The following is a 21039-nucleotide window of genomic DNA, read 5'->3' on the forward strand; positions in this document are numbered from 1 at the left end:
GCAAAGAAGCGGTTTATTTATTAAATATTAGTTTTAAGATTCTAAAAACTAGAAGCCAAACTTAGCAGCTGTTTCGCGCAAAGTCTCTGCAGAACGCTTCAACGCAGCCAACTCACGATCAGAAACTGGAGTGTTTAGACGAGAGTTTACACCATTGCGATTAAGCAAGGTTGGCACAGACATGCACACGTCGGAAATGCCGTGGAAGTCATCAAGCAAAGAAGAAACTGGCAAAATGCGGTTGGTGTCACGAAGAACAGCCTCAACAATATCTACACCAGACATTGCAATAGCGTAGTTTGTAGCACCCTTACCGTTGATAATCTTGTAAGCAGCGTTAACAACTTCCTGGTGGATCTCTTCACGCTTGGCGGCATCAAGTGGCTCATGACCTGGAAGAGCGTTCCAATCGCACATTGGAACACCACCGATGGTTGCAGAAGCCCACAGTGGAACTTCAGAATCACCGTGCTCGCCAGCAATATAAGCGTGAACATTCTTAACGTTTACGCCAGTGTGCTGAGCAATAAGGAAGCGAAGACGAGCGGAATCAAGGTTGGTTCCAGAACCGAACATTTGGTTTGCTGGAAGACCAGAAAGCTTCATAGAAACGTGGGTTACAACATCAACAGGGTTGGTGATTAACATGTAGATTGCGTTAGGAGCAACCTTGACCACGTTTGGAATGATTGACTTCATAATGTTGATAGTTGCGCCTGCAAGCTCCAAACGAGTTTGACCTGGCTTCTGGCGAGCGCCAGCGGTAATAACAACCATGTCAGCGTCACGGCAAATCTCAACATCATCAGAACCGGCGATAGAAACTGCAGGATAGAAGCTAGAACCATGCTGCATATCCAAAACTTCAGCTTCAACACGTTCCTTAGCAATATCTTCAAGCACAATCTCGCGAGCAACACCGCGCTGCGCAGCAGCGAAAGCGAGAGTAGAACCGACTGCACCAGCACCAATAATTGCAAGCTTCGTTGGCTTAACCTGCGAACTCACCATGAGCAAAAACCTCTTTTCGGCAACCTATTAAACCCTACTCGCATAAAAATACTTAATTTATGCATTATTAAGGGCTGCTCTCACATTAAGAGCTTATTGGTATGAACACCTTTACTCTAATCGCACCACCGGAATTTTTTATTGCAATGCGACTTGCTTTAGTTTTGCAGCTAAAGAAGGACCAACTAAAGCTGTAATACTAATACCGGTATCTAAGTAATCAACCTTTTCAACTATGCCATTTTCGCGAATTTTTGAAAGAAGCGAACCTTCACTATACGGAATAATCGCATCTATATGAACGCGTGGAGATGGCAACAATTCTTCTATAGAATCGCGAAGTATTTGCACATTTTCGCCACTTGCTGCCGAAACAATAATTGCATTCGAGTAAATAGCATTAAGATGTTCTCGCGTAGCATCGCTCATCATATCTGACTTATTAAATGCAATAATTTGTGGAACATCTTCTACGCCATCAATTTTTGAAAGAACTTCGTTTACTGCATCAATTTGCGAAACAGGATCCGGGTGCGAACCGTCAACTACGTGCAAAATAACATCAGCTTGGCTAACTTCTTCCAAAGTAGATTTAAAAGCTTCCACAAGTTGAGTTGGTAGCCTGCGCACAAAACCAACAGTGTCAACTAAAGTATAGTTTCTGCCGTCTTGAGTTTGCGCTCGACGAACTGCTGTATCAAGAGTTGCGAATAGCGCATTTTCTACTAATTCTTGCGAACCAGTTAAGCAATTAATAATGGAAGATTTACCAGCGTTCGTATAGCCAACTACTGCAACTGTTGGTATATCTTTACGTCTGCGAGATTCACGTTTTACGTCACGTGCAGGTGCCATATGTGCAATATCGTGGCGAAGTTTAGAAATACGATTGCGAATAGCTCGACGATCCATTTCTATTTTTGTTTCGCCAGGCCCTCTAGAACCAATACCAGCTTCTCCTGCAGCTCGTCCGCCAGCCTGCCTAGAAAGAGCCGCACCCCAGCCTCTAAGTCTAGGAAGCATGTATTGCAATTGTGCAAGCTCCACTTGAGCTTTACCTTCGCGGCTCGTAGCATGCTGAGCGAAAATGTCTAGAATCACAGCAGTTCGATCAACAACCTTAACTTTAGTTGCATCTTCTAAAGCGCGTCTTTGGCTTGGAGGTAAATCGTCGTCAACAATAATCGTGTCTGCATCATGTTGCGCAACAACTGCTGCAATCTCACGAGCTTTTCCAGAACCAACATAAGTTGCAGCATCTGGCCTATAACGCTGTTGCAATATTCCGTCGCACACAACAGCGCCAGCTGTTTGAGCTAATGCTGCAAGCTCTCGCAAAGATTCTTCCGCTTGTGCAAGAGTTCCTTTTGCACTCGACCATACGCCTACTAAAACAACACGTTCAAGGCGAAGCTTTCTGTATTCAACTTCAGTAACATCTTGTAATTCGCCAAGACCTGCAACACGCTTTAAAGCGTTTCGTGATTCGCGCTCCTGCCAAGTCTCATCGTGCTGTTCTCTTGATGACGTGTTGTCAAGAAGCACGTCGGAATGACTCAAAAGCACATCATGAGTAGCAGTCCCCTCGCTATCTACCATTATGCCCTCCTGTATTCCATTGTGAATGACGTTTTACAACGTTTGTTTTATTATGGTGAATTGAGCCGACAATACAAAACGATGCGAAAGCAAATAAATAGCGAATTATGAGTAAGCAGCAATCGAAAAAAGCAAAGCAGTTACAAGAATCAAACCAATCTAAAAAAGCACAGCCACAAAATACGCAAAAGCAACAAAATAAACAAAAGCAACAAAAAATTAGTGGTGAACAATACTTTTCAGCCGAGCCTTCATCGATTGACGAGCGTCGCACTTTACATGTAACTTTACGAGACAATGACGTAACCGTGCAAGTTTCTAACGGAGTATTTAGTGCTTCTAGGCTTGATTTAGGAACTTCTGTGCTGCTGAAACATGCTCCGGAGTTGCCGAAATCAGGTAAATTCCTCGATATTGGTTGCGGATGGGGTCCTATTAGCCTCGCTTTTGGATTAGAATCTCCAGAAGCGGAAGTTTTTGCAATTGATGTTAACGAGCGCGCGCTAGAACTTACTGAATTAAACGCAAAAAACGCTGGATTAAAGCATATTCACACTTCTTTAGTAGATGACGCTTTAAAAGAAGAAAATAATTCTAAAGAAAACAATACTTTAGAATTTAATAATTTTGATATTATATGGTCTAATCCGCCAATTCGCGTTGGAAAAGAAATATTGCACAATATTTTGCTTACTTGGATTCCTCGCTTAAAAGTGGGAGGAAAAGCTTACCTTGTTGTGCAAAAAAATCTTGGATCAGATTCACTTATTACTTGGCTTGCAGAAAATCTTGGCGAAAGCTACAGCGTTGAAAAATATGCAAGTTCCAAAGGGTACCGAGTTATTGAAGTGAAAAGAAATTAAAATTTAAGAAAAGAACTCGCATATTATGAAATTTGACTACCCTACTGAACTTCCTATTTGCGCAGCACACGACGAAATTATTGAAGCGATAAAATCTTCGCAAGTTGTGATTGTTTCCGGACAAACCGGCTCTGGTAAGACTACGCAAATCCCAAAAATGGCGCTTGAACTTGGAAGAGGCGGCAGAGGTAAGCAAATCGTGCACACTCAGCCTCGACGTTTAGCTGCACGCACGGTAGCCGAGCGTATTGCCAGCGAAATGGGAGTAAAACTGGGCGAAGAAATCGGTTATCAGGTGCGTTTTACTGACGAAAGCTCAACTAAAACAAAGCTTCGAATTGTTACTGACGGTATTTTACTTGCGCAAATTCAGCGAGATCCTCTTCTTACTAGATACGACACAATTATTATTGATGAAGCTCACGAACGCAGTCTTAATATTGATTTTCTTTTAGGATACTTAACGACTTTGCTCCCAAAGCGTCAAGATTTAAAACTAATTATTACGTCTGCAACTATTGATTCAGCTAAATTCCGCAATCATTTTGAAGAAGCTCTACATATAAAAGTTCCTGTTATTGAAGTTTCAGGACGCACATATCCTGTGAAAGTACTTTACGAACCTCTTGGCTCCGCTCCTTCACTTATGAAACATGTTCCTGGCTTTGCAGATATAACAATGGATGAGGAAACTGTTGCAGAAAGTCGATCCAGCGAAAGTAATCGTGATGATATTGCGGATGAAGATATGACTTCTGCAGTAACTCGCGCATGCGCACAGTTGGTAATTCATTCGAGTCACGATCGAGGCGCGCGCGACATTATGGTTTTTGCTTCCGGCGAGCGCGATATTCGAGAGTTTGAAGATGGCTTACGTTCATATTTTGGCACGCGAGCAAGCGATATGAAGCGAGCGGATGCTATTGAAATTGTTCCTCTTTTTGCCCGTCTTTCTGCAAAAGATCAGCATCGAGTTTTTGAATCGCACTCTCATCAGCGCATTGTTATTGCTACGAATGTTGCTGAAACTTCTCTTACTGTGCCTGGTATTCGATACGTTGTTGATCCTGGTTTTGCTAGGATTTCCAGGTATTCTAAGTCTGCTAAAGTGCAAAGACTTCCAATAGAGCCGATTTCTCAAGCGAGCGCAGATCAGCGTTCTGGACGTTGCGGACGAATCGCGGATGGTATTGCGATTCGCTTATACTCGCGCGAAGATTACGAAACTCGCCCACGTTTTACCGATCCTGAAATTTTGCGCACTTCTCTTGGTGCAGTAGTTTTGCATATGCTTTCAGTTGGTGTTGCTAAAACTGGCGAAGATATTACTAATTTTGGTTTTATTGATCCTCCAGACATAAAAGCTGTAAGCGACGGATTTAACGAACTTACTGAGCTTGGAGCAATAAGCAGAAAATCAGGTGTGATTACTTTAACTAAAGTTGGCCGTGAGCTTTCTAAGCTGCCTATTGATATTCGACTAGGACGAATGATTGTTGAAGCAGCGCGAAAGACTACTCCAAATACTCTTGCTGCAGTGCTTGTAATTGTTGCATTCTTAAGTCTGCAAGATCCTCGCGAACGTCCTGAAGAACAGCGCGAGGAAGCAGATAGGCTTCATAATCGTTATGCAGACGAAACAAGTGATTTTTTGACTGCTCTTAACATGTGGGATCGCTTATTCCAAGCGGATGGAGATATGAGCAACAATGCGCTTCGCAGGATTTGCAAAGCGGAATTTTTCCACTTTTTGCGTTTAAAACAGTGGAAAGATTTAGTTAATCAACTTCAAGACTTGTGTAAAGAGTTGCATTATAAAGTTGGCGATCCTACCCCAGTTAGAAGACCGTCTTTGGAAATTCGTCAACTTCCTAATAATCAGCAGGCTTCTCACAGCTTGTGTTGCTCCTGGGATTCGCAAGGAATACACTCGTCAATGCTTGCAGGATTGCTTTCTATGATGGGAATGCAAGTAGTGCGCGAACCTAAAGCTTCTGATTTTGCTGGATTAAGTGGAACTGCAAAAATTCGAGCTATGAAACGCGCTCAAAAAATGTCTAAAAACGATTATCAAGGTTCTCGCGGCACAAGATTTGCAATCTTTCCAGCTTCTGCAGTTTCTAAAACGACTCCCTCGTGGATTATTTGCACTGAATTAGTTGAAACTTCAAGACTCTGGGCAAGATATTGCGCACAAATTGATCCTGCTTGGGCTGAACCTCTTGCTAAAAATCTTACGAGAGTCACATATTCTGACGCTCATTGGAGCGCTTCTAAAGGCGCTGCCGTAGCAAAATCTAAAGTATTGCTATACGGATTACCTATTGTTAAAGATCGCACGGTTCAATGGGCTAGAGTTAATCCTTACGAAGCTCGTATGATTATGATTCGTCAAGGATTAGTTGAAGGAGATATTCAGCAGCGTTTCCAGCACGACGAATTTATTTTAAATAATCGCAATGTGCTTGACGATGCAGATAATCAAGCAAATCGCACTCGTCAAATAAGCGAAACTGTAAACGACGAAGATTTATTTACTTTTTACGACACTCGCATTCCTCAAGAAGCTACCACTATTGCAACTCTTGCAAAATGGTGGAAGGATAATTGGGAAGAAAATCCTAATATGCTCAACTTTGATCCTGATGAAGTTGAACGTTTGCAAACTACACAAAGCACCGATTTAGCGGATTATCCTGACCATTGGAATACTGTTGGAACCGACGGCCAACCGTTTAGACTTCGCTTAAGTTATATTTATGATCCGAGCAATCCTTTGGACGGCGTAACAGTACATGTACCACTTCACGCGCTTTCCAGGTTAACGTCTGAAGAGTTTACTTGGAATGTTCCAGGTTTGTTGGACGAGCTTATTATTGGAATGATTAAGTCTTTGCCGAAATCTTTACGAGTGCAATTTGTTCCAGCACCTAATACTGCGCAAAAAATTCGTTCTTGGATTGACGAGCATTACGATACTCTTCCTGGAATTGAAGAAACTAATAAAGATACAAATGGTCTTTCTTGGCCTGATTTTCGCGAAGTTTTTACCAAAGCTGCTATTGCTGTTATTGGCGCGCAGATTCACCCGGAAGTGTTTAACGATGAGCAAATAGGAAGGCTTTCGCCATATTTGCGCGTAACGTTTAGCGTTGAAGAAAGAAAAACTAACGCAAATCGCAATAAAGCTGCTGCAAAAAACAACTATGCTAATCGCGTAAAACCTACAATCCTTGGAACAGATAAGTCATTAATTGCATTGCAAAAACGCTTTGCAAAAGAAGCTCAAGAATCTGCGCGAGCGGTTGTAAATCGTAAAGCAAGTAAAGCAGCTCAAGCTGGAAACGTTGTAGAAAGAGCTGATTTATTGCACAAATCAGGCGCTACTAATATTTCTCGCTCGCAAATGGTATGGCAGGGTGCGCTAAACATGTTGCATTTAGACAACAAGCGTATTACTTCTAGATGGCTTAGTTCAGAAGCTTTACTTCTTGCAGCCGCACCTTACTCAACTTCTAAAGATTTAGCAGAAGACTTACAAATGGCAGCAGTAAAACGACTTATTCCAAACACAGACAATATTACTAATGACAATTTATTACGCGAAACTGTTGCCAATATTTCCGAAATATACGAGGATACGGTATACGATGTAGCTCACGATGTGATTGCTATATTAAAGCGTGATGCGGAAGTTAGTAAAGCTGTTTCTGGAAAGGCTGATTTGCCGATGCTATCAGTTTTGCAGTCCATTCGAGAGCATGTTGCAAGCCTAGTTTATGAAGGTTTTATTGCTAAAACTCCGTCGGATTCGCTTCCTAGAATAGAAAAATATTTGCATGCTGATGTGATTCGTCTTAATAAAGCTAAGTCAGATAAAAACCGTGACGTTCGTTGGGCTTGGGAAGCTGAAGAAGCGCACAAGATTGTTGAAAAAGCTAAAGATAAAGCAAAATCTTTACCTTTAGGACCATCGCACGATGAAGCGGAAAATATTGCGGAAAGATTGCGTTGGATGTGCGAAGAGTTTTATGTGTCACTTTGGGCGCAAGAGCTTGGTACAGCCAACCCAATTAGCATACAGCGAATGCGAAAAATGAACGCATAAACTAATTAACAAAAAGTAGGCGGTCGCACGTATTTTGTACGACCGCCTACTCTTATTTTTACTTACTTATTAGCCTATTTAGACTATTCTTCAGTAATTTCCTTCTTTTCAGAAATAAAGCAGCTGCGAACCAAGTAAACCACTAAACCAATGATGGCTACTGCAGCACCCATCATAAGCAAATTGGAATAACCTGCCGCCTGTCCGCTAAGACCATTGAAGGAGAATCCTTTGAATAAATCTCCTCCAAAGAAACCGCTGAAAATAGAAATACCAATAGAAGCAGTAACGTTCATAATCAAATCATTCATACCGCAACCACGGCCGGATTCTTCAACTGGAAGAGAAGAAAGAACTGTTGAAACAATTGGAGAATACATCAAACCGCAACCAGCGTAGTATATGCATGCGCAAATAGTAAGCGACATAAAATCAGTGTTGATAAGCAAAGCTGCACCAACCCAGCCAACAATCATCAAGAATGCTGCTGTAATAATACCTGCTTTGCGACCAATATGACTAATAATCGTACCGGAGAACACGCCAAATACTGCAGCACATACGAAAGCCCAAACAAGGTAAGAAGAAACCTGATTAGTGTCCATATGGTACAGAGCGCCGCCAATAACGTTATAAATTGGAGGCATGCAGTAATTAGTGAAGTAGAAGATGAAAATAAGAATAATGCCAGAAAGCCAACGCTTATTCTTAAAGAATGCAGGAGTTACGAACGGGTTCTTTGCCTTCATAATGTAGAAAGCGAACAAAACGAAAAGCACAATAGAACCAAGCAACAATCCCCAGGCCTTGTAGGAGAAGAACAGCGTAAGAAGCGTTACGGCAATACCGAATACGGTGAAGCCGAGCTTATCAATCTTTCCACCAATACCATTCTTTGTAGGCAAGCACTTAACAAGAACCGGCAAGAACACGATTGTTATTGCAGGAATAAGGAACAAATATTGCCAAGCAATAGAGCTTAAAATACCTGCTGCAAACACACCGATAGAAGCAGAAAGCTGATACGCTGCAGTAAAGAGTCCGAAGAAAATAACCTTCAAATCATTGCGCAAATACTTAGTTGCAATAACAAGGAAGGAAGATCCTGCAACCTGCTCACCAGCGGTTTGCATAATACGTGCAATAATAACTGTCCACAAGTTTGGAGTGAAATAGAAGTTTGCAATAAAACCAAATAAAGATCCAACAAACAGTGTTACGAGACCGATTGTTATAAGCCTACGAAGCGACACAAAGTCACCTAAAGATCCATAAATAAAGCAAACTATACCTAGCACAATAATCGGTAAGCTTGTAATAAGAGAAGCCTGATCAGGCGCTCCAACAGCTTTACCAATCTGGTTAAATACCAAGTTGAATCCTTGCAAACACAAAGTGCCAAGAATAAATGTAATAAGCAGCAAAATAAGAGAATAAATTGCCACTTTATCGCGGGTTTTTGGATCCTCATATGGGTCTGCTGCAATAGCAGCTGCATTTTCATTCATAATAATCCAATCATTTATTACGTATAAATTTTGTTATTAACTTTTAATCAGCCAGCAATTTTTGCCAAGTTAGAAATGCGCGTCATGAATTCGTTCAAGAAGCGCTTAACATCTACACCCAAAGCTACTTGCATTGTTTTAACAGGGTCATTCAAACGTGTTACATCACCAATAGTGCGTCCACGAGTTGGGCCTTCAACATCTACCTGCATGTTGATTGGCAGCGTTGTAACAAGCGTTGGGTCAACAGCAACCGCAACAGCCAACGGATCATGTAAGCCGCAGCCACCAAGGTGAGGAGCAGTAGTTTCGTAAGCCTTAATGTAAAAGTCGGTCATATCCGCAAGGAACTTACCAGCTTTCGTGCCAAGATCACGCCATTGCTGCGTTTCTTTGTAGGTAAGCAATGTTTGCAAAGTCACATCCAAACCAACCATTGTTACCGGGGCACCAGAACGGAATAGCTCATTAGCAGCATCTGGATCTTGAGAAATATTTGCCTCAGTCCACGCGTTCACGTTGCCATGAATTGTAAGGGCGCCGCCCATAAGCACAATCTTACCGATTTCATCCTTAATTTCCGGAGCTTTCTTCAACGCTGCAGCAATGTTGGTCATAGGACCAGTTGGAACATAAATAAGATCCTTGCCATAAGTCTTAACCGCATCAATTATGAAATCCACAGCTGGCTCAGACTCAGCTTCACGCTTGGAATCTGGAATAACAACATCTCCAATACCATTATCACCGTGAATAAATGCAGAAATAGGCAGAACTTCAAACGAATCTTTCGTGCTAGCATGCGGCAAACCACGATACACTTTAACTTCTGGATGCCCGAATAAATCTGTTATAGCAAGAGCATTACGAACGCCCTGCTCCATTAAAACGTTTCCATACGTACCAGTAATACCAATCAGCTCAACCTCAGGGCTACCAAGAGCATAAGAAATTGCTAAGGTATCATCAACACCAGTGTCCAAATCAAGAATAAGCTTCTTCATGTGAACTACCTTTCTGATCACAAACTCGCTACATCAACAGTGATGCAGTAAGCCATTCTGTTTATTTTTAAGTTGCAACAAACTAGTAGGCGTCAACCTCATCGTTTTATGCTTCACAACTCAAAAATTCTATCTCTTTATAATTCAAAATCAACCCTTATAAACATATGTTTAGATTATATTTTTACAGAAAAATAAAACGCAATTATTCGCTAAGCTTTTAGTCTGTTTTAATTTAGATTACAACACGAAATAAATCAATGGTATATGCATCGAGGTATACTTAAATGCCTAAAAATTGGCTTTTATTTGGTTGCAGATTTTACGAAGAATGGAAGCGTATGTCTACCTATTCCTCACAACTTAGCGAAGAACAGCAGGCTGTTGACAGTGCTTATAGTCGACTTGATGATTTGCGTAACACTATTCGCACACGCTTGGATGCTGTACGCGCAGCAGGTTCACACGGATCTCCTACTCAACGTACAGAACGTGATTCTTTCGCAACCATGTACGAGGATCGCTTAACACAGTTGCGTGCCGTTGAAGATAGGCTTGTTTTTGGGCGACTTGATAACACAGAAGGTATTAGACGATACATTGGCCGCATTGGTTTGCTCAGCGAAAACCACGATCCTATTCTTACAGATTGGCGAGCTGAAGCAGCACGACCATTCTATGAAGCTACTCCTTCGCATCACGGCGACATTGTTATGCGTCGTCACATTACCCTTCGTTTTAGAGACGTTGTTGGAATTGAGGATGAAATTCTCGATATTCATTCTGAGGAAGTAGGAAAAGCTTCTGAACAAGGAACTTTAACCGGCGAAGGCGCACTGCTAGCTTCATTAGGTTCTCGCAGAACCGGAAAAATGACTGATATTGTTGCAACTATTCAGGCTGAACAAGACCGGATTATTCGAGCTCCTCTAGATCGCACGATTGTTGTTCAAGGAGGACCTGGTACAGGAAAAACAGCTGTTGCTTTGCATAGAGCAGCATACTTGTTGTACACTCACAGACGCAAACTTGAGCGTTCTGGAGTTCTTATTGTTGGACCAAGCTCCGCATTTTTGCGATATATTGATCAAGTTCTTCCATCTCTTGGCGAAACTGGCGTAGTAAGCCGCACTATTGCGGATTTAATTCCTGGAATTCACGCAACTTGTGAAGATTCTGCGTATGCTGCAAAATTAAAAGGCATGTACCGTATGCGATCGGTTATTGCAAACGCTATTTCAGCTCGTATTCGCGTACCTAAAAATCTTCCAACATTACATATTGGAGGCTTAAGCGTCCCTCTTCTAAAAGAAGATATTGAGATTGCTCAAGCAGACGCGCAACATACTCATCAACCGCATAATCAAGCGAGAACCACGTTTGTTAAAACAGTGCTTAGCATATTGAAAAATCGTTATTTGGAGAAACTTGATTATGTTCCAGATCAAGCTGAATTAAACGATATAACTTCTCAACTTCGCTTGGACGACAAGCTTCGAATTACGCTAAATCTTGCATGGCTTCCAATGACCGGGCAATGGCTTATTGATCAGCTTTTTTCAAAACCTGATCAGTTGCGCAAATATGCTCCTTGGCTTAGTGAAGAAGATATTAATGCTCTTACTCGTAAAAAAGACAGCCCTCTTACTAAATCTGATATTCCACTTTTGGATGAAGCAATGGAATTGCTTGGAGCAGATCCAAAACTTGATGCTCAGAGAGCAGCTTTACAGGCTAAGAAGCTTGAGGAACAGCAGTTTGCTGCAGATACTTTGGCTCAGGCAGGAATAGGAAATGGCATTGTAACTGCAGATATGCTTCTTGATAATTTGCAGGGAGATGACGCTGGCATGCTTGCGCGTAAAGCCGCATCCGACCGCGAGTGGACTTATGGTCACATAGTTGTAGATGAAGCTCAAGAGCTTACCGCAATGGACTGGCGTATGCTTATACGACGCTGCCCTTCGCGCTCATTTACTATTGTTGGAGATGTTGCGCAAACTTCTGCTTTAGGCGGCACACACCGTTGGCAAAAAAATATGAATCCAATGTTTGGCGAACCAAATTGGGATCTTTATGAACTTACGATTAATTATCGTAATCCTCGAGAAGTTTCCGAAGCTGCAAGCAAAATTGCAACCAATTCTGGATTATATATTTCCACAGTTAATGCTGTAAGATCCGTGCCAGATTCTCTAATGTCAGATATTGTTGAATCTAATGATGAGCTTGATACAACTCTTGCTAATTCATGCGTTCAATTGTTCAAAAAGTTTATATCTGAAGATGGTAGCGGTCGCATAGCTATTATTGCTCCTTGTGACATGGTGGAACATACTCAGGAAATAGTAAATCGAGCATTAAAGAATGCTTTACCAGAAAAAATTTGGAATAACATTAGTCAGCAGAGTGCCGACGATTGCCAATGCAGTGTTTCTACTGCAGAAGAGGTAAAAGGTCTTGAATATGATGCTGTGATTGTTCTACAGCCTTCTAAAATTGAGCAAGAAGCGGCTTCTAGGTTGGCGGCAGCAGCAAACCTGTATGTGGCTATGACGAGACCAACTCAAAGATTGCATATTATTCGCACCAGAAATGATGCAAATTTTGAATAATAAAATCTAAAACGCAGAAAACTTAAAAAATTATCCTGTTATTAATTTAATAACAGGATAATTTGCTAAATAGACGAACAGTTAGGTAGTTAATTAATTAATTAAGCTCTTAGTAAGAGTACTACTCTTCTTCTTTACTGCGCTTCAAATCTTCAATCGCACGCTCAAAATCTTCAAGACCAGTAAAGTTCTGATATACACTTGCGAAACGAAGATACGCAACCTCATCTAATTCACGCAATGGCTTAAGAATAGCTTTACCAACTTCTTCAGAAGTTACTTGAGCTAAACCACGTGCACGCAAATCAGCTTCTACTCGCATACCCAATGTCTTTAACTCTTCTGCATTAATAGGACGGCCCTGGCATGCTTTACCAGCACCAGCTACAACTTTTGCACGATCAAAAGGCTCAACAGATCCTGAACGCTTCATTACAAGTAATTGCGTCGTTTCTACTGTTGTAAAACGATTTCCGCACACCTGACATTCACGCCTACGGCGAATAGAATAACCATCTTCGCTAATACGAGTATCAATAACTTTCGTATCTGAATTTTTACAAAAAGGACAATGCATATATTCAGCATACTAGAAATTAAGGAAACACGACATAATAATGTTCACTTTATTTTCTAATATCACTGATTTGAACTAACAATTGGCACATTAATAGACTGTCCAACTTCCAAATCGGCAGATGAAAGATGATTTAAGGAAATAAGTCGTTCTACACTATCTGCAATATCGCCGTTTTTTGGAGTAATTGTTGAAGCGTAACTCCACAATGTGTCACCTGGACGCACAGTATATGTAATAAACTTTTCAGGAACAGCCGAAACAGCAGTTTTTGGCATGAACACAGCACAGAATACAGCTATTGCCATAAAAAGTACAATGATTCTTAACACCCTATTCCTTCTAAGGCGCATTGCAGAAGCTCGTTTACTACTTGAAACAGCCTTAGTTGCGATTCTTTTTGAACGAACACTAATGCGATTATTGTTCCTCAATGCCGTATTCATAACTATCCTTTCCGTCGCCATCAATCAATTGAACATTTGTTCTATCGAACAGGTGTATCAATAATGACACATTTGTTCGACAGTTGCAACGGCGTGTCGAACAGATGTTTGATTTTTTTGAAGAAGTGAGTTATTATTAATACATCGAAAGGAGCACCATGAATAACGAGAAAACAAACAGCAATGCCGCCAACAATAATGACAGCATTGACCTCAGCAATGTTGACGAATTATCACTTACCGAACGTCAGCGTGCAATTGTTAACGCTATTCAAAACAGTCTCAAAATTCATGGTTTTCCACCTTCCTTTAGAGAAATAGGCGAAGCAGTTGGACTTAGAAGCCCATCTTCCGTAAAACACCAGCTACGCGCTCTAGAAGAAAAAGGAGTTTTGCGAATTAGCGCAAATAAAGGGCGCGCAATTGAAATTCTTGACGATTCTGTATCTGATAGCAAAATAAATACCATAATCAATAAAAGTTATTCAAAATCTGTTGATATTGCTGCTTATGATTCAGATTCTGTAATTAATTCTAGAGATGTACCTTTAGTTGGACGCATTGCTGCTGGAATACCAATTACCGCAGAGCAACATGTTGAAGATGTTATGCGCCTACCAGAACGATTAACTGGCACAGGAAATCTTTTTATGCTTGAAGTTCATGGCGACTCTATGATCGATGCCGCCATTTGCGACGGAGACTATGTTGTTGTACGCGAACAACACGAGGCAGTAAATGGAGATATTGTTGCCGCTTTACTTGACAATGAGGCAACAGTTAAAACTTTCAGAAACGACAATGGCCACGTTTGGCTTATTCCTCACAATCCTGCATACTCTCCTATAGACGGCTCACACGCAACTATTATGGGCAAAGTTGTTACAGTTCTAAGAAAAATTTAATTAATCCTAAAACCCAAACCCCCAAAAAAAAATCTCCCCATCTGATACATAAATAACCAGATGGGGAGAATTGTTTTATTAAAACAACCTACTTATGCAAGAGGATTAGATTCCTTAACAGTCACAGAAATCTCACGGCCATTAGGAGCAGCATAGCTGACAGTATCTCCCGCATGAGCACCCATAATCGCTGCACCAATAGGAGATTCAGGGCTAATAACGTCGTAATCTGTAGCTACAGCAATATCTCGAGATCCAAGAACATAAGTCATTTCGCGACCAGCAAGTTCCAAAACAACCAATGAACCATTTCCAACAGTTCCAGCTTTCGGAGCTTCAAGAATCTTAGCATTACGAAGCTTTACAATAAGCTCGTTAATACGACCCTCATTCTTGCCCTGCTCTTCTCGAGCAGCCTGATAGCCACCGTTTTCCGACAAGTCACCTTCAGCTCGAGCTGCAGCAATACGTTCAGTGATTTCTTCACGATATTCACCTTCGCGATGCGCCAACTCTTCCTTCAATTTGTCGTACGCTTCCTGCGTAAGCAAAATAGTTTTTTCCTCAGCCATTTATACCTCCCTATCCAACAATCTCTTACAGAGTTAAAGACATTGCGCGCTTAAATAAAACAACGCACATACTTTTAACTCAACGAGTTGAAATAATATCAACAACAAATACTAAAGTTGCTCCACCGTCGATACCAGCTTGTGGAACACCGCGAGAACCATAACCATACTCAGGTGGAATCGAAATCAGCAAACGAGATCCAACATTGTGCCCAGGAACAGTGCGATCCCAACCCTGAATTACTTGACCAACACCAATACCGAAGCTGGCTGGAGTGTGGCGAGCAAAGCTGGAATCAAACGGCTTTTCACCGCCCCAAACAACACCATGATAATTCACAGTTACAGTATCACCAGCGCGAACAACTGGTCCATTACCTTCAACCAATTCAACAACTTTAAGACCAGCTGGCGGTTCAGATTCAGGGAACGTCACCGTTGGCGTAGTACCAAATTCTGCAGTTACTTCCGGCATATCCTGTGCCATATTGCCTCCTTTTTAAAAACTCTAATTAGTATAATCTGCAATAGTATAACATCTGCATAGACTGGTTTTACAGCCTTATAGAATTACTAAACGCATTTAGACCAACTCTTATTAACTTGTCCTAGATTAGCACTCAACAACGTTTACAGCTAGTCCACCTTTTGAAGTTTCTCTATATTTAGACATCATGTCATGGCCAGTTTCTTTCATAGTCTTAATCGCCTGATCAAGACTTACCATATGCGAACCATCTCCAAGCATTGCCATTCGAACAGCATTAATTGCAGTATTTGCAGCCATAGCATTGCGCTCAATACAAGGAATTTGAACTAAGCCACCAACCGGATCGCAAGTCAATCCTAAATGATGCTCTATGCCGATTTCTGCAGCATTTTCAACCTGTTCCGGCGTTCCTCCCAATACTTCACACAATCCAGCTGCAGCCATTGAACAGGCAGAACCAACCTCGCCCTGGCAACCAACTTCAGCACCAGAAATTGAAGCATTGCGCTTAAACAAATAACCAACCGCACCGGCAGCAAGCAAAAATCGCACAACTCCATCTTCATTAGAAGAATCAACAAATCGCCAATAATACTGCAATACTGCAGGAATTATTCCTGCAGAACCATTCGTTGGAGCAGTAACAATACGCCCACCACCAGCATTTTCTTCGCTAACAGCGAGCGCAAAAAGATTAACCCAAGCAGAGTCTGAACTTTCTAAAGCAGCATCCGAACGACGACGATTATTGCGAAGCATGTCTGAGTTTGCAGCTAACCGCTCATACATTCGAGGCGCTCTGCGAGGAACATCAAGACCACCTGGCAAAATCGGTTGCTTTGAATTACAGCCATTTTCCACGCATTTGCTCATAACTTTCCAAACATGCAGCAAATAGTTGCGCACGTAGTCAGCATCGCCTTCATGCAGTGCAAGCTCGTTTTGCCACACAACATCGCTTATTGACATACGCTTTTCTAGGCAAATATTTATAAGCTCATCGCAAGAAGTAAAAGGATACGGAACGGTGGAATCTTTTGTTTGATTTGAAACTTTTTCTGTATTTCCATTATTACTTTCGCTATCACTTTCGCTTACACCATTCTCATTGGCATTATTTTCATCCTGCTCAGTAACGCGCTCATGCAAGCCAACCATTGCATCGTCCGCATGACCTTGACGCACAAATCCGCCGCCAATTGAATACCATACTTGCTCATCGATTTTGTTTCCGTCAGAATCAGTTGCAACAAAACGCATTCCGTTAGGATGAATAACCATGCGTTTCCACTTTTCAAAAACAACATCATTATCGTAGTCAAAAGAAATAGTATGCTCCCCTGCAAGCGTTAAAGTGCCAGTTTTTTTGCATTCCTGACGAATAGTAAGCATGTGATCAGTGTCTACATTATCTGGAAGATTTCCTTCAAGACCTGCAACGCAAGCACGATCAGTTCCGTGACCAAGACCAGTTAAAGACAATGATCCGTAAAGAGTCACACTTACATGCGCAACGTTTGCAAGACTACCACTTTTTTTAAGCGACGTAACAAACGCATAAGCTGCACGCATAGGACCTACCGTATGCGAAGAACTAGGACCAACGCCTACTGAAAACATCTCTAAAATACTAAACACATATCTATTGTAAGCATTATTAAGCTAGCTTTGACACTAATTGCGTTAGAAATATGTTAGATTGTTCACTTCTTACTCTGTTTAGATAACAAGTTTGCTAAGCTCACGCACGCAAACCATAAGATTACTGCTAAAACAACAGCTATAAGCATTACAGTAAGCGCACTTCCCGCAGTCGGCACATGAAGTTCAAAGAACTTTGCAGTAAACGGTATAAAAGCTCCAGCAACTCCAGCTGCAGCAAATAGCGCAACCATAATTCCTCTCCACGAACGCAAAGGTTTAGCAACGCTTGCAAGCACGAGTATGCCGAGAACAAATACGATTACGGAACAAATGCTACGAGTGGTTGCCAAAGCTTGCGCGTTTGAAACAATAAAACGAGATGCTATTAAATTATTTGCAACAACATCGTCAAGATTTAATCCCAAAACTCGCGGAGCTATAACAGCAGTCGCAAGCACAGAAGCTGCTATAGCAAATCCGCTAGGAACAGCAAAACGAACAACGCGCTTCAAGAATCCCGGAATATATCGACGAGTATTAGGCGCAAGAGCAAGCAAAAATGCTGGAATACCAATAGTTAAAGAACCAATATAAGTAATATGACGAGGCAAATACGGGAAGTGCAATGCTAGAAGCACAACTCCTGCAGAAATAAGCGCAGAATAAACAGTTTTTACAAGGAACAAGCCAGCCACGCGTTCCATATTTGCCATCACTTGCCTACCGCGAGCCACAACATCCGGCAAATGCGAGAATCGTGAATCAACAAGAACCACTTGAGCTACAGCTTTTGCAGCAGGAGCAGCATTGCCCATAGCAACGCCCAAATCAGCCTCTTTAAGCGCTAAAGTATCGTTCACACCGTCACCAGTCATAGCAACCACATGGCCTTGAGTGTGAAGCGCCTGAACAATCGCTTTCTTTTGATGAGGAAGCACGCGCCCAAGCACATCCACATTTTCAAGTACTTTAGCCAATTCGCTAATATCTTCCGGCAATTTTCTAGCGTCCATTGCAACAGGCTTGCGCTCTCCTGTCAATCCAACTTTTGCAGCAACAGCCGCAACAGTTGTAGGATTATCTCCCGAAATTACTCGGCAGCGCACACCCTGCTCACGGAACCATTCGAGCGTTTTACGCGCATCGTCACGAATACGCTCAGAGCAGCGAACTAAAGCAACAGGCTGAGCACTCTCGCAAATAGTAGGAGAATCACAAAAAGTTTTATCTGCTTCTGCGACGCTATTTACTTCGTTACTTTCAACGCCACTTACTTTTGCAAGAAGCAGCACGCGCTCACCAAGCTCCGCATAAGAATTAACTTTCTCTAAAATTTCATTAGAATTTGCATAATTAATAGCGCTTAGCAATACTTCCGGAGCACCCATATACCAAGTTTCATATTCTCCACTACTTTGCGCATATTGCACAGCACTCCATTTTCTAGCAGAAGAAAATGGAAGACGGTTAAATATATGCTCACTAGCTGCGACTCCTTGAGAGGCAAGCCCTTGCATAATCGCGACACCTGTTGCGTTTGGATTTTCTTCGTTTGATAAGTCGAATAAAGCTTGGTTGATTTGTAAGTTGGTCTGCAAGTTGGTTTGTAAAGATATTTCGGCACTAGTATTATTTAGATTCTCTACACCAATATTATCTATATTTTCCACGCCAACGAATGCAATACCGCCGTCGGTTATAGTGCCAGTTTTGTCCAGATTCAAGCAGTCTACGCGCGCTAAAGTTTCTACAGATTCCAACTCCTGAACTAACGTTTGTTTACGCGCAAGTCGCATAGCAGCCACCGCAAAATTAAGCGAAGTAAGAAGAACCAACCCCTCTGGAATCATGCCAACAACGCCTGCAACAGCAGAAACAACAGCTCCCCTCCAAGCACCAGTCTGCCAAGCTTCAACAAATCCGCCAACCTTGTGCATTTGCGACCACACAAGCAGCGCGCACAAAGGCACCACAACCATCGTCATATACTTCAAAATCGTGTTAATTCCACGGCTTAAGTCAGAAATTGTTTTGGTATAAACCTTCGCTTGCGCCGCCAATTTTGCCGCGTAACTGTGCTCTCCTACGGCAGTAACACGCGTTAAAGCCATTCCAGAAACTGCAGTAGATCCAGAATAAACGTCGTCACCTTTGGCTTTACGAACTGTAGCAGACTCGCCCGTAAGCATGGACTCGTCCATTTCCAAGCCCCACGATTCCAGCACTTCTACGTCTGCAGGAACTTGCTCGCCAGCCCTAAGCCACAAAATATCCCCAAGCACAATATCTTTGTGTGCAATCTCAATATTTTCTCCGCCTCTACGAACCATTGCGCGAGCGGCAATCAATATAGAAAGCCTATCCAAAGTGCGCTTAGCTTTTAATTCAGTCACAATGCCAATTCCAGTATTTACCAGAATTACCGCACCAAAAACAGCATCCTTCCACGAACCCGTGGCAAGAACAACCACCATTGCCGTAAAAATAATCGCGTTAAACAATGTAAACACGTTCGCGCGCACAATATCCATTAAAGAGCGAGAAGTCTGCTTAGAAGTAATATTTACGTCTCCTCGAGAAACTGCCTCTACAACATCCTCGGTGCTCAATCCAGAAACTTCTACTTTAGGAAGCGCCGCAATAGCTTTATTATTAGCGTTTTCTGCAGACTCTATTGCGTTTTGTTTATTACTTGTCATTTATAATCACTTCCCTACCGTGTGGCGTATTGTCAATTATTGCGCGAACAATGCTTAGCAAAGACGAACGCTCAGGCGCTAAATTATGCGAAATATCCCCAACTCGCAATATTGCAGCATATAAAGTTTCGTCTTTTGGTGCGTTTACAGGATTTACTAATGCAACTGGCACTCCAGCGTAACGCGCGTATTGCAACGCAGAAATCCATTCTTTGCTTTCAGATTGTTTATTGCTCGCAATCTTATTGAGCTGTTTGTTCTCTTTTTTATTTAGTTGATCATTAGCATTATGCGAATCGTCAACGCTTGTTACGTCTAGCGCGTTAATAAGTATTAGTGAAACAGGCTGCTCGCTTGCAGCGCGAATAGCTTGCTGAGCTGCATCGTTCGCATTATTTATATTTGACACAGAAACGTAAGAAGCACTTAAATTTGCCATTTTGCACTTCTGCATAATATCAGCATCGAGAACTGCTAATTTAGAACCAATTACAAGTAAATGAATATCGTTAATATCAACGCCGTCGTGAATTATGTCCCCAGCGCGACCAGTAGCTCCCACAGCTTTACCCTGCGGCTCACAAGCACTCAACGCACCCAGCGCTAAAGCAGTTACAACAGCAGTCGCAAAAATAGTAGTAGCGCGTTTAGAAAACATAAGACTTTTATACCACACCTTCAACATAAGTGGCTGAAGCTAAAAAATAATTATTGTAAAAGATAGAAATAAGTTGCAGAAATAGAAAAACACTCGTTATCACGAAATAGACGTAACATAATTTGAGAAATAAGAATTCGATAGCAAAATCTGCGACACACCATAAGTCATATAGCAAGTTACGAAAATAATAAAAAATTTTCGAAAAATATATGATGTTATAACATTTAGCAAGAAATTTTCTTTTAGAGCACCCCCCCCCCGTAGGAAATTTTACAGTCTAAACTAATTTAAAACTGAAAAATATCATGAAAAATAACAAAAAATGATAGAATTTTTA

At 41.7% G+C, this 21039-nt stretch carries 15 protein-coding genes; 4 read left to right on the forward strand and 11 right to left on the reverse strand.

Annotated elements, in window-relative coordinates:
- Positions 1-48: 48 nt before the first annotated feature.
- Both HXT52_RS03525 and hflX read right to left on the reverse strand, forming a co-directional pair.
- Positions 49-1011: an L-lactate dehydrogenase gene (locus HXT52_RS03525; protein ID WP_004107125.1), complete on the reverse strand. Its 963-nt coding sequence runs from the start codon at positions 1009-1011 to the stop codon at positions 49-51.
- Between the two features lie 138 nt (positions 1012-1149).
- Complete coding sequence (gene hflX, locus HXT52_RS03530; RefSeq protein WP_421775720.1) at positions 1150-2610, reverse strand: GTPase HflX; 1461 nt, start codon at positions 2608-2610, stop codon at positions 1150-1152.
- A gap of 107 nt (positions 2611-2717) precedes the next feature.
- Here hflX and HXT52_RS03535 point away from each other — a divergent pair, with 107 nt between their 5' ends.
- A complete protein-coding gene (locus tag HXT52_RS03535; protein ID WP_116793929.1) occupies positions 2718-3473 on the forward strand; it encodes a class I SAM-dependent methyltransferase in 756 nt (251 codons plus the stop codon).
- 25 nt (positions 3474-3498) lie between these two features.
- On the forward strand, positions 3499-7581 hold the full coding sequence (gene hrpA, locus HXT52_RS03540; protein ID WP_421775721.1) for an ATP-dependent RNA helicase HrpA: 4083 nt from the start codon (positions 3499-3501) through the stop codon (positions 7579-7581).
- A gap of 83 nt (positions 7582-7664) precedes the next feature.
- Here the strand turns inward: hrpA and HXT52_RS03545 are convergent, their stop codons facing one another.
- Together HXT52_RS03545 and HXT52_RS03550 are read right to left on the reverse strand one after the other, a co-directional pair.
- The gene (locus HXT52_RS03545; RefSeq protein ID WP_004135926.1) at positions 7665-9089 is read right to left on the reverse strand and encodes an MFS transporter; all 1425 of its coding nucleotides are present in this window, start codon (positions 9087-9089) and stop codon (positions 7665-7667) included.
- Between the two features lie 47 nt (positions 9090-9136).
- The gene (locus tag HXT52_RS03550) at positions 9137-10093 is read right to left on the reverse strand and encodes a nucleoside hydrolase (RefSeq protein WP_116793927.1); all 957 of its coding nucleotides are present in this window, start codon (positions 10091-10093) and stop codon (positions 9137-9139) included.
- A 341-nt stretch (positions 10094-10434) separates the two neighbouring features.
- On the opposite strand from HXT52_RS03550, the gene HXT52_RS03555 reads away from it, so the two are divergent.
- Positions 10435-12708: a HelD family protein gene (locus HXT52_RS03555; RefSeq protein ID WP_421775722.1), complete on the forward strand. Its 2274-nt coding sequence runs from the start codon at positions 10435-10437 to the stop codon at positions 12706-12708.
- 121 nt (positions 12709-12829) lie between these two features.
- Here the strand turns inward: HXT52_RS03555 and nrdR are convergent, their stop codons facing one another.
- Together nrdR and HXT52_RS03565 are read right to left on the reverse strand one after the other, a co-directional pair.
- A complete protein-coding gene (gene nrdR / locus HXT52_RS03560) occupies positions 12830-13285 on the reverse strand; it encodes a transcriptional regulator NrdR (protein WP_421775723.1) in 456 nt (151 codons plus the stop codon).
- Between the two features lie 62 nt (positions 13286-13347).
- Entirely contained in the window at positions 13348-13731 is a 384-nt protein-coding gene (locus tag HXT52_RS03565; RefSeq protein ID WP_421775724.1) for a LysM peptidoglycan-binding domain-containing protein, read from the reverse strand.
- A 158-nt stretch (positions 13732-13889) separates the two neighbouring features.
- Between HXT52_RS03565 and lexA the strand changes: the two genes are divergently transcribed.
- A complete protein-coding gene (gene lexA, locus HXT52_RS03570) occupies positions 13890-14636 on the forward strand; it encodes a transcriptional repressor LexA (RefSeq protein WP_004135918.1) in 747 nt (248 codons plus the stop codon).
- A 92-nt stretch (positions 14637-14728) separates the two neighbouring features.
- On the opposite strand, the gene HXT52_RS03575 is transcribed toward lexA, so the two are convergent.
- From HXT52_RS03575 to HXT52_RS03595, 5 genes are all read right to left on the reverse strand, one after another.
- Entirely contained in the window at positions 14729-15208 is a 480-nt protein-coding gene (locus HXT52_RS03575) for a GreA/GreB family elongation factor (protein ID WP_004135915.1), read from the reverse strand.
- Positions 15209-15287: 79 nt separating this feature from the next.
- The gene (locus HXT52_RS03580) at positions 15288-15695 is read right to left on the reverse strand and encodes an FKBP-type peptidyl-prolyl cis-trans isomerase (RefSeq protein ID WP_004128295.1); all 408 of its coding nucleotides are present in this window, start codon (positions 15693-15695) and stop codon (positions 15288-15290) included.
- A 126-nt stretch (positions 15696-15821) separates the two neighbouring features.
- The gene (locus HXT52_RS03585) at positions 15822-17318 is read right to left on the reverse strand and encodes an L-serine ammonia-lyase (RefSeq protein WP_308582171.1); all 1497 of its coding nucleotides are present in this window, start codon (positions 17316-17318) and stop codon (positions 15822-15824) included.
- A gap of 83 nt (positions 17319-17401) precedes the next feature.
- Positions 17402-20041, reverse strand: a complete 2640-nt coding sequence (locus tag HXT52_RS03590) for an HAD-IC family P-type ATPase (protein ID WP_421775725.1) — start codon at positions 20039-20041, stop codon at positions 17402-17404.
- Positions 20031-20699 (reverse strand): hypothetical protein, encoded by a 669-nt coding sequence (locus HXT52_RS03595; RefSeq protein ID WP_308582178.1) that lies wholly within the window; start codon positions 20697-20699, stop codon positions 20031-20033. The genes HXT52_RS03590 and HXT52_RS03595 overlap by 11 nt, the downstream gene beginning before the upstream one ends.
- Between the last annotated feature and the right edge of the window lie 340 nt (positions 20700-21039).

The sequence above is a fragment of the Gardnerella sp. KA00288 genome, from assembly GCF_049244085.1.
Taxonomy (GTDB): Bacteria; Actinomycetota; Actinomycetes; order Actinomycetales; family Bifidobacteriaceae; genus Bifidobacterium; species Bifidobacterium greenwoodii.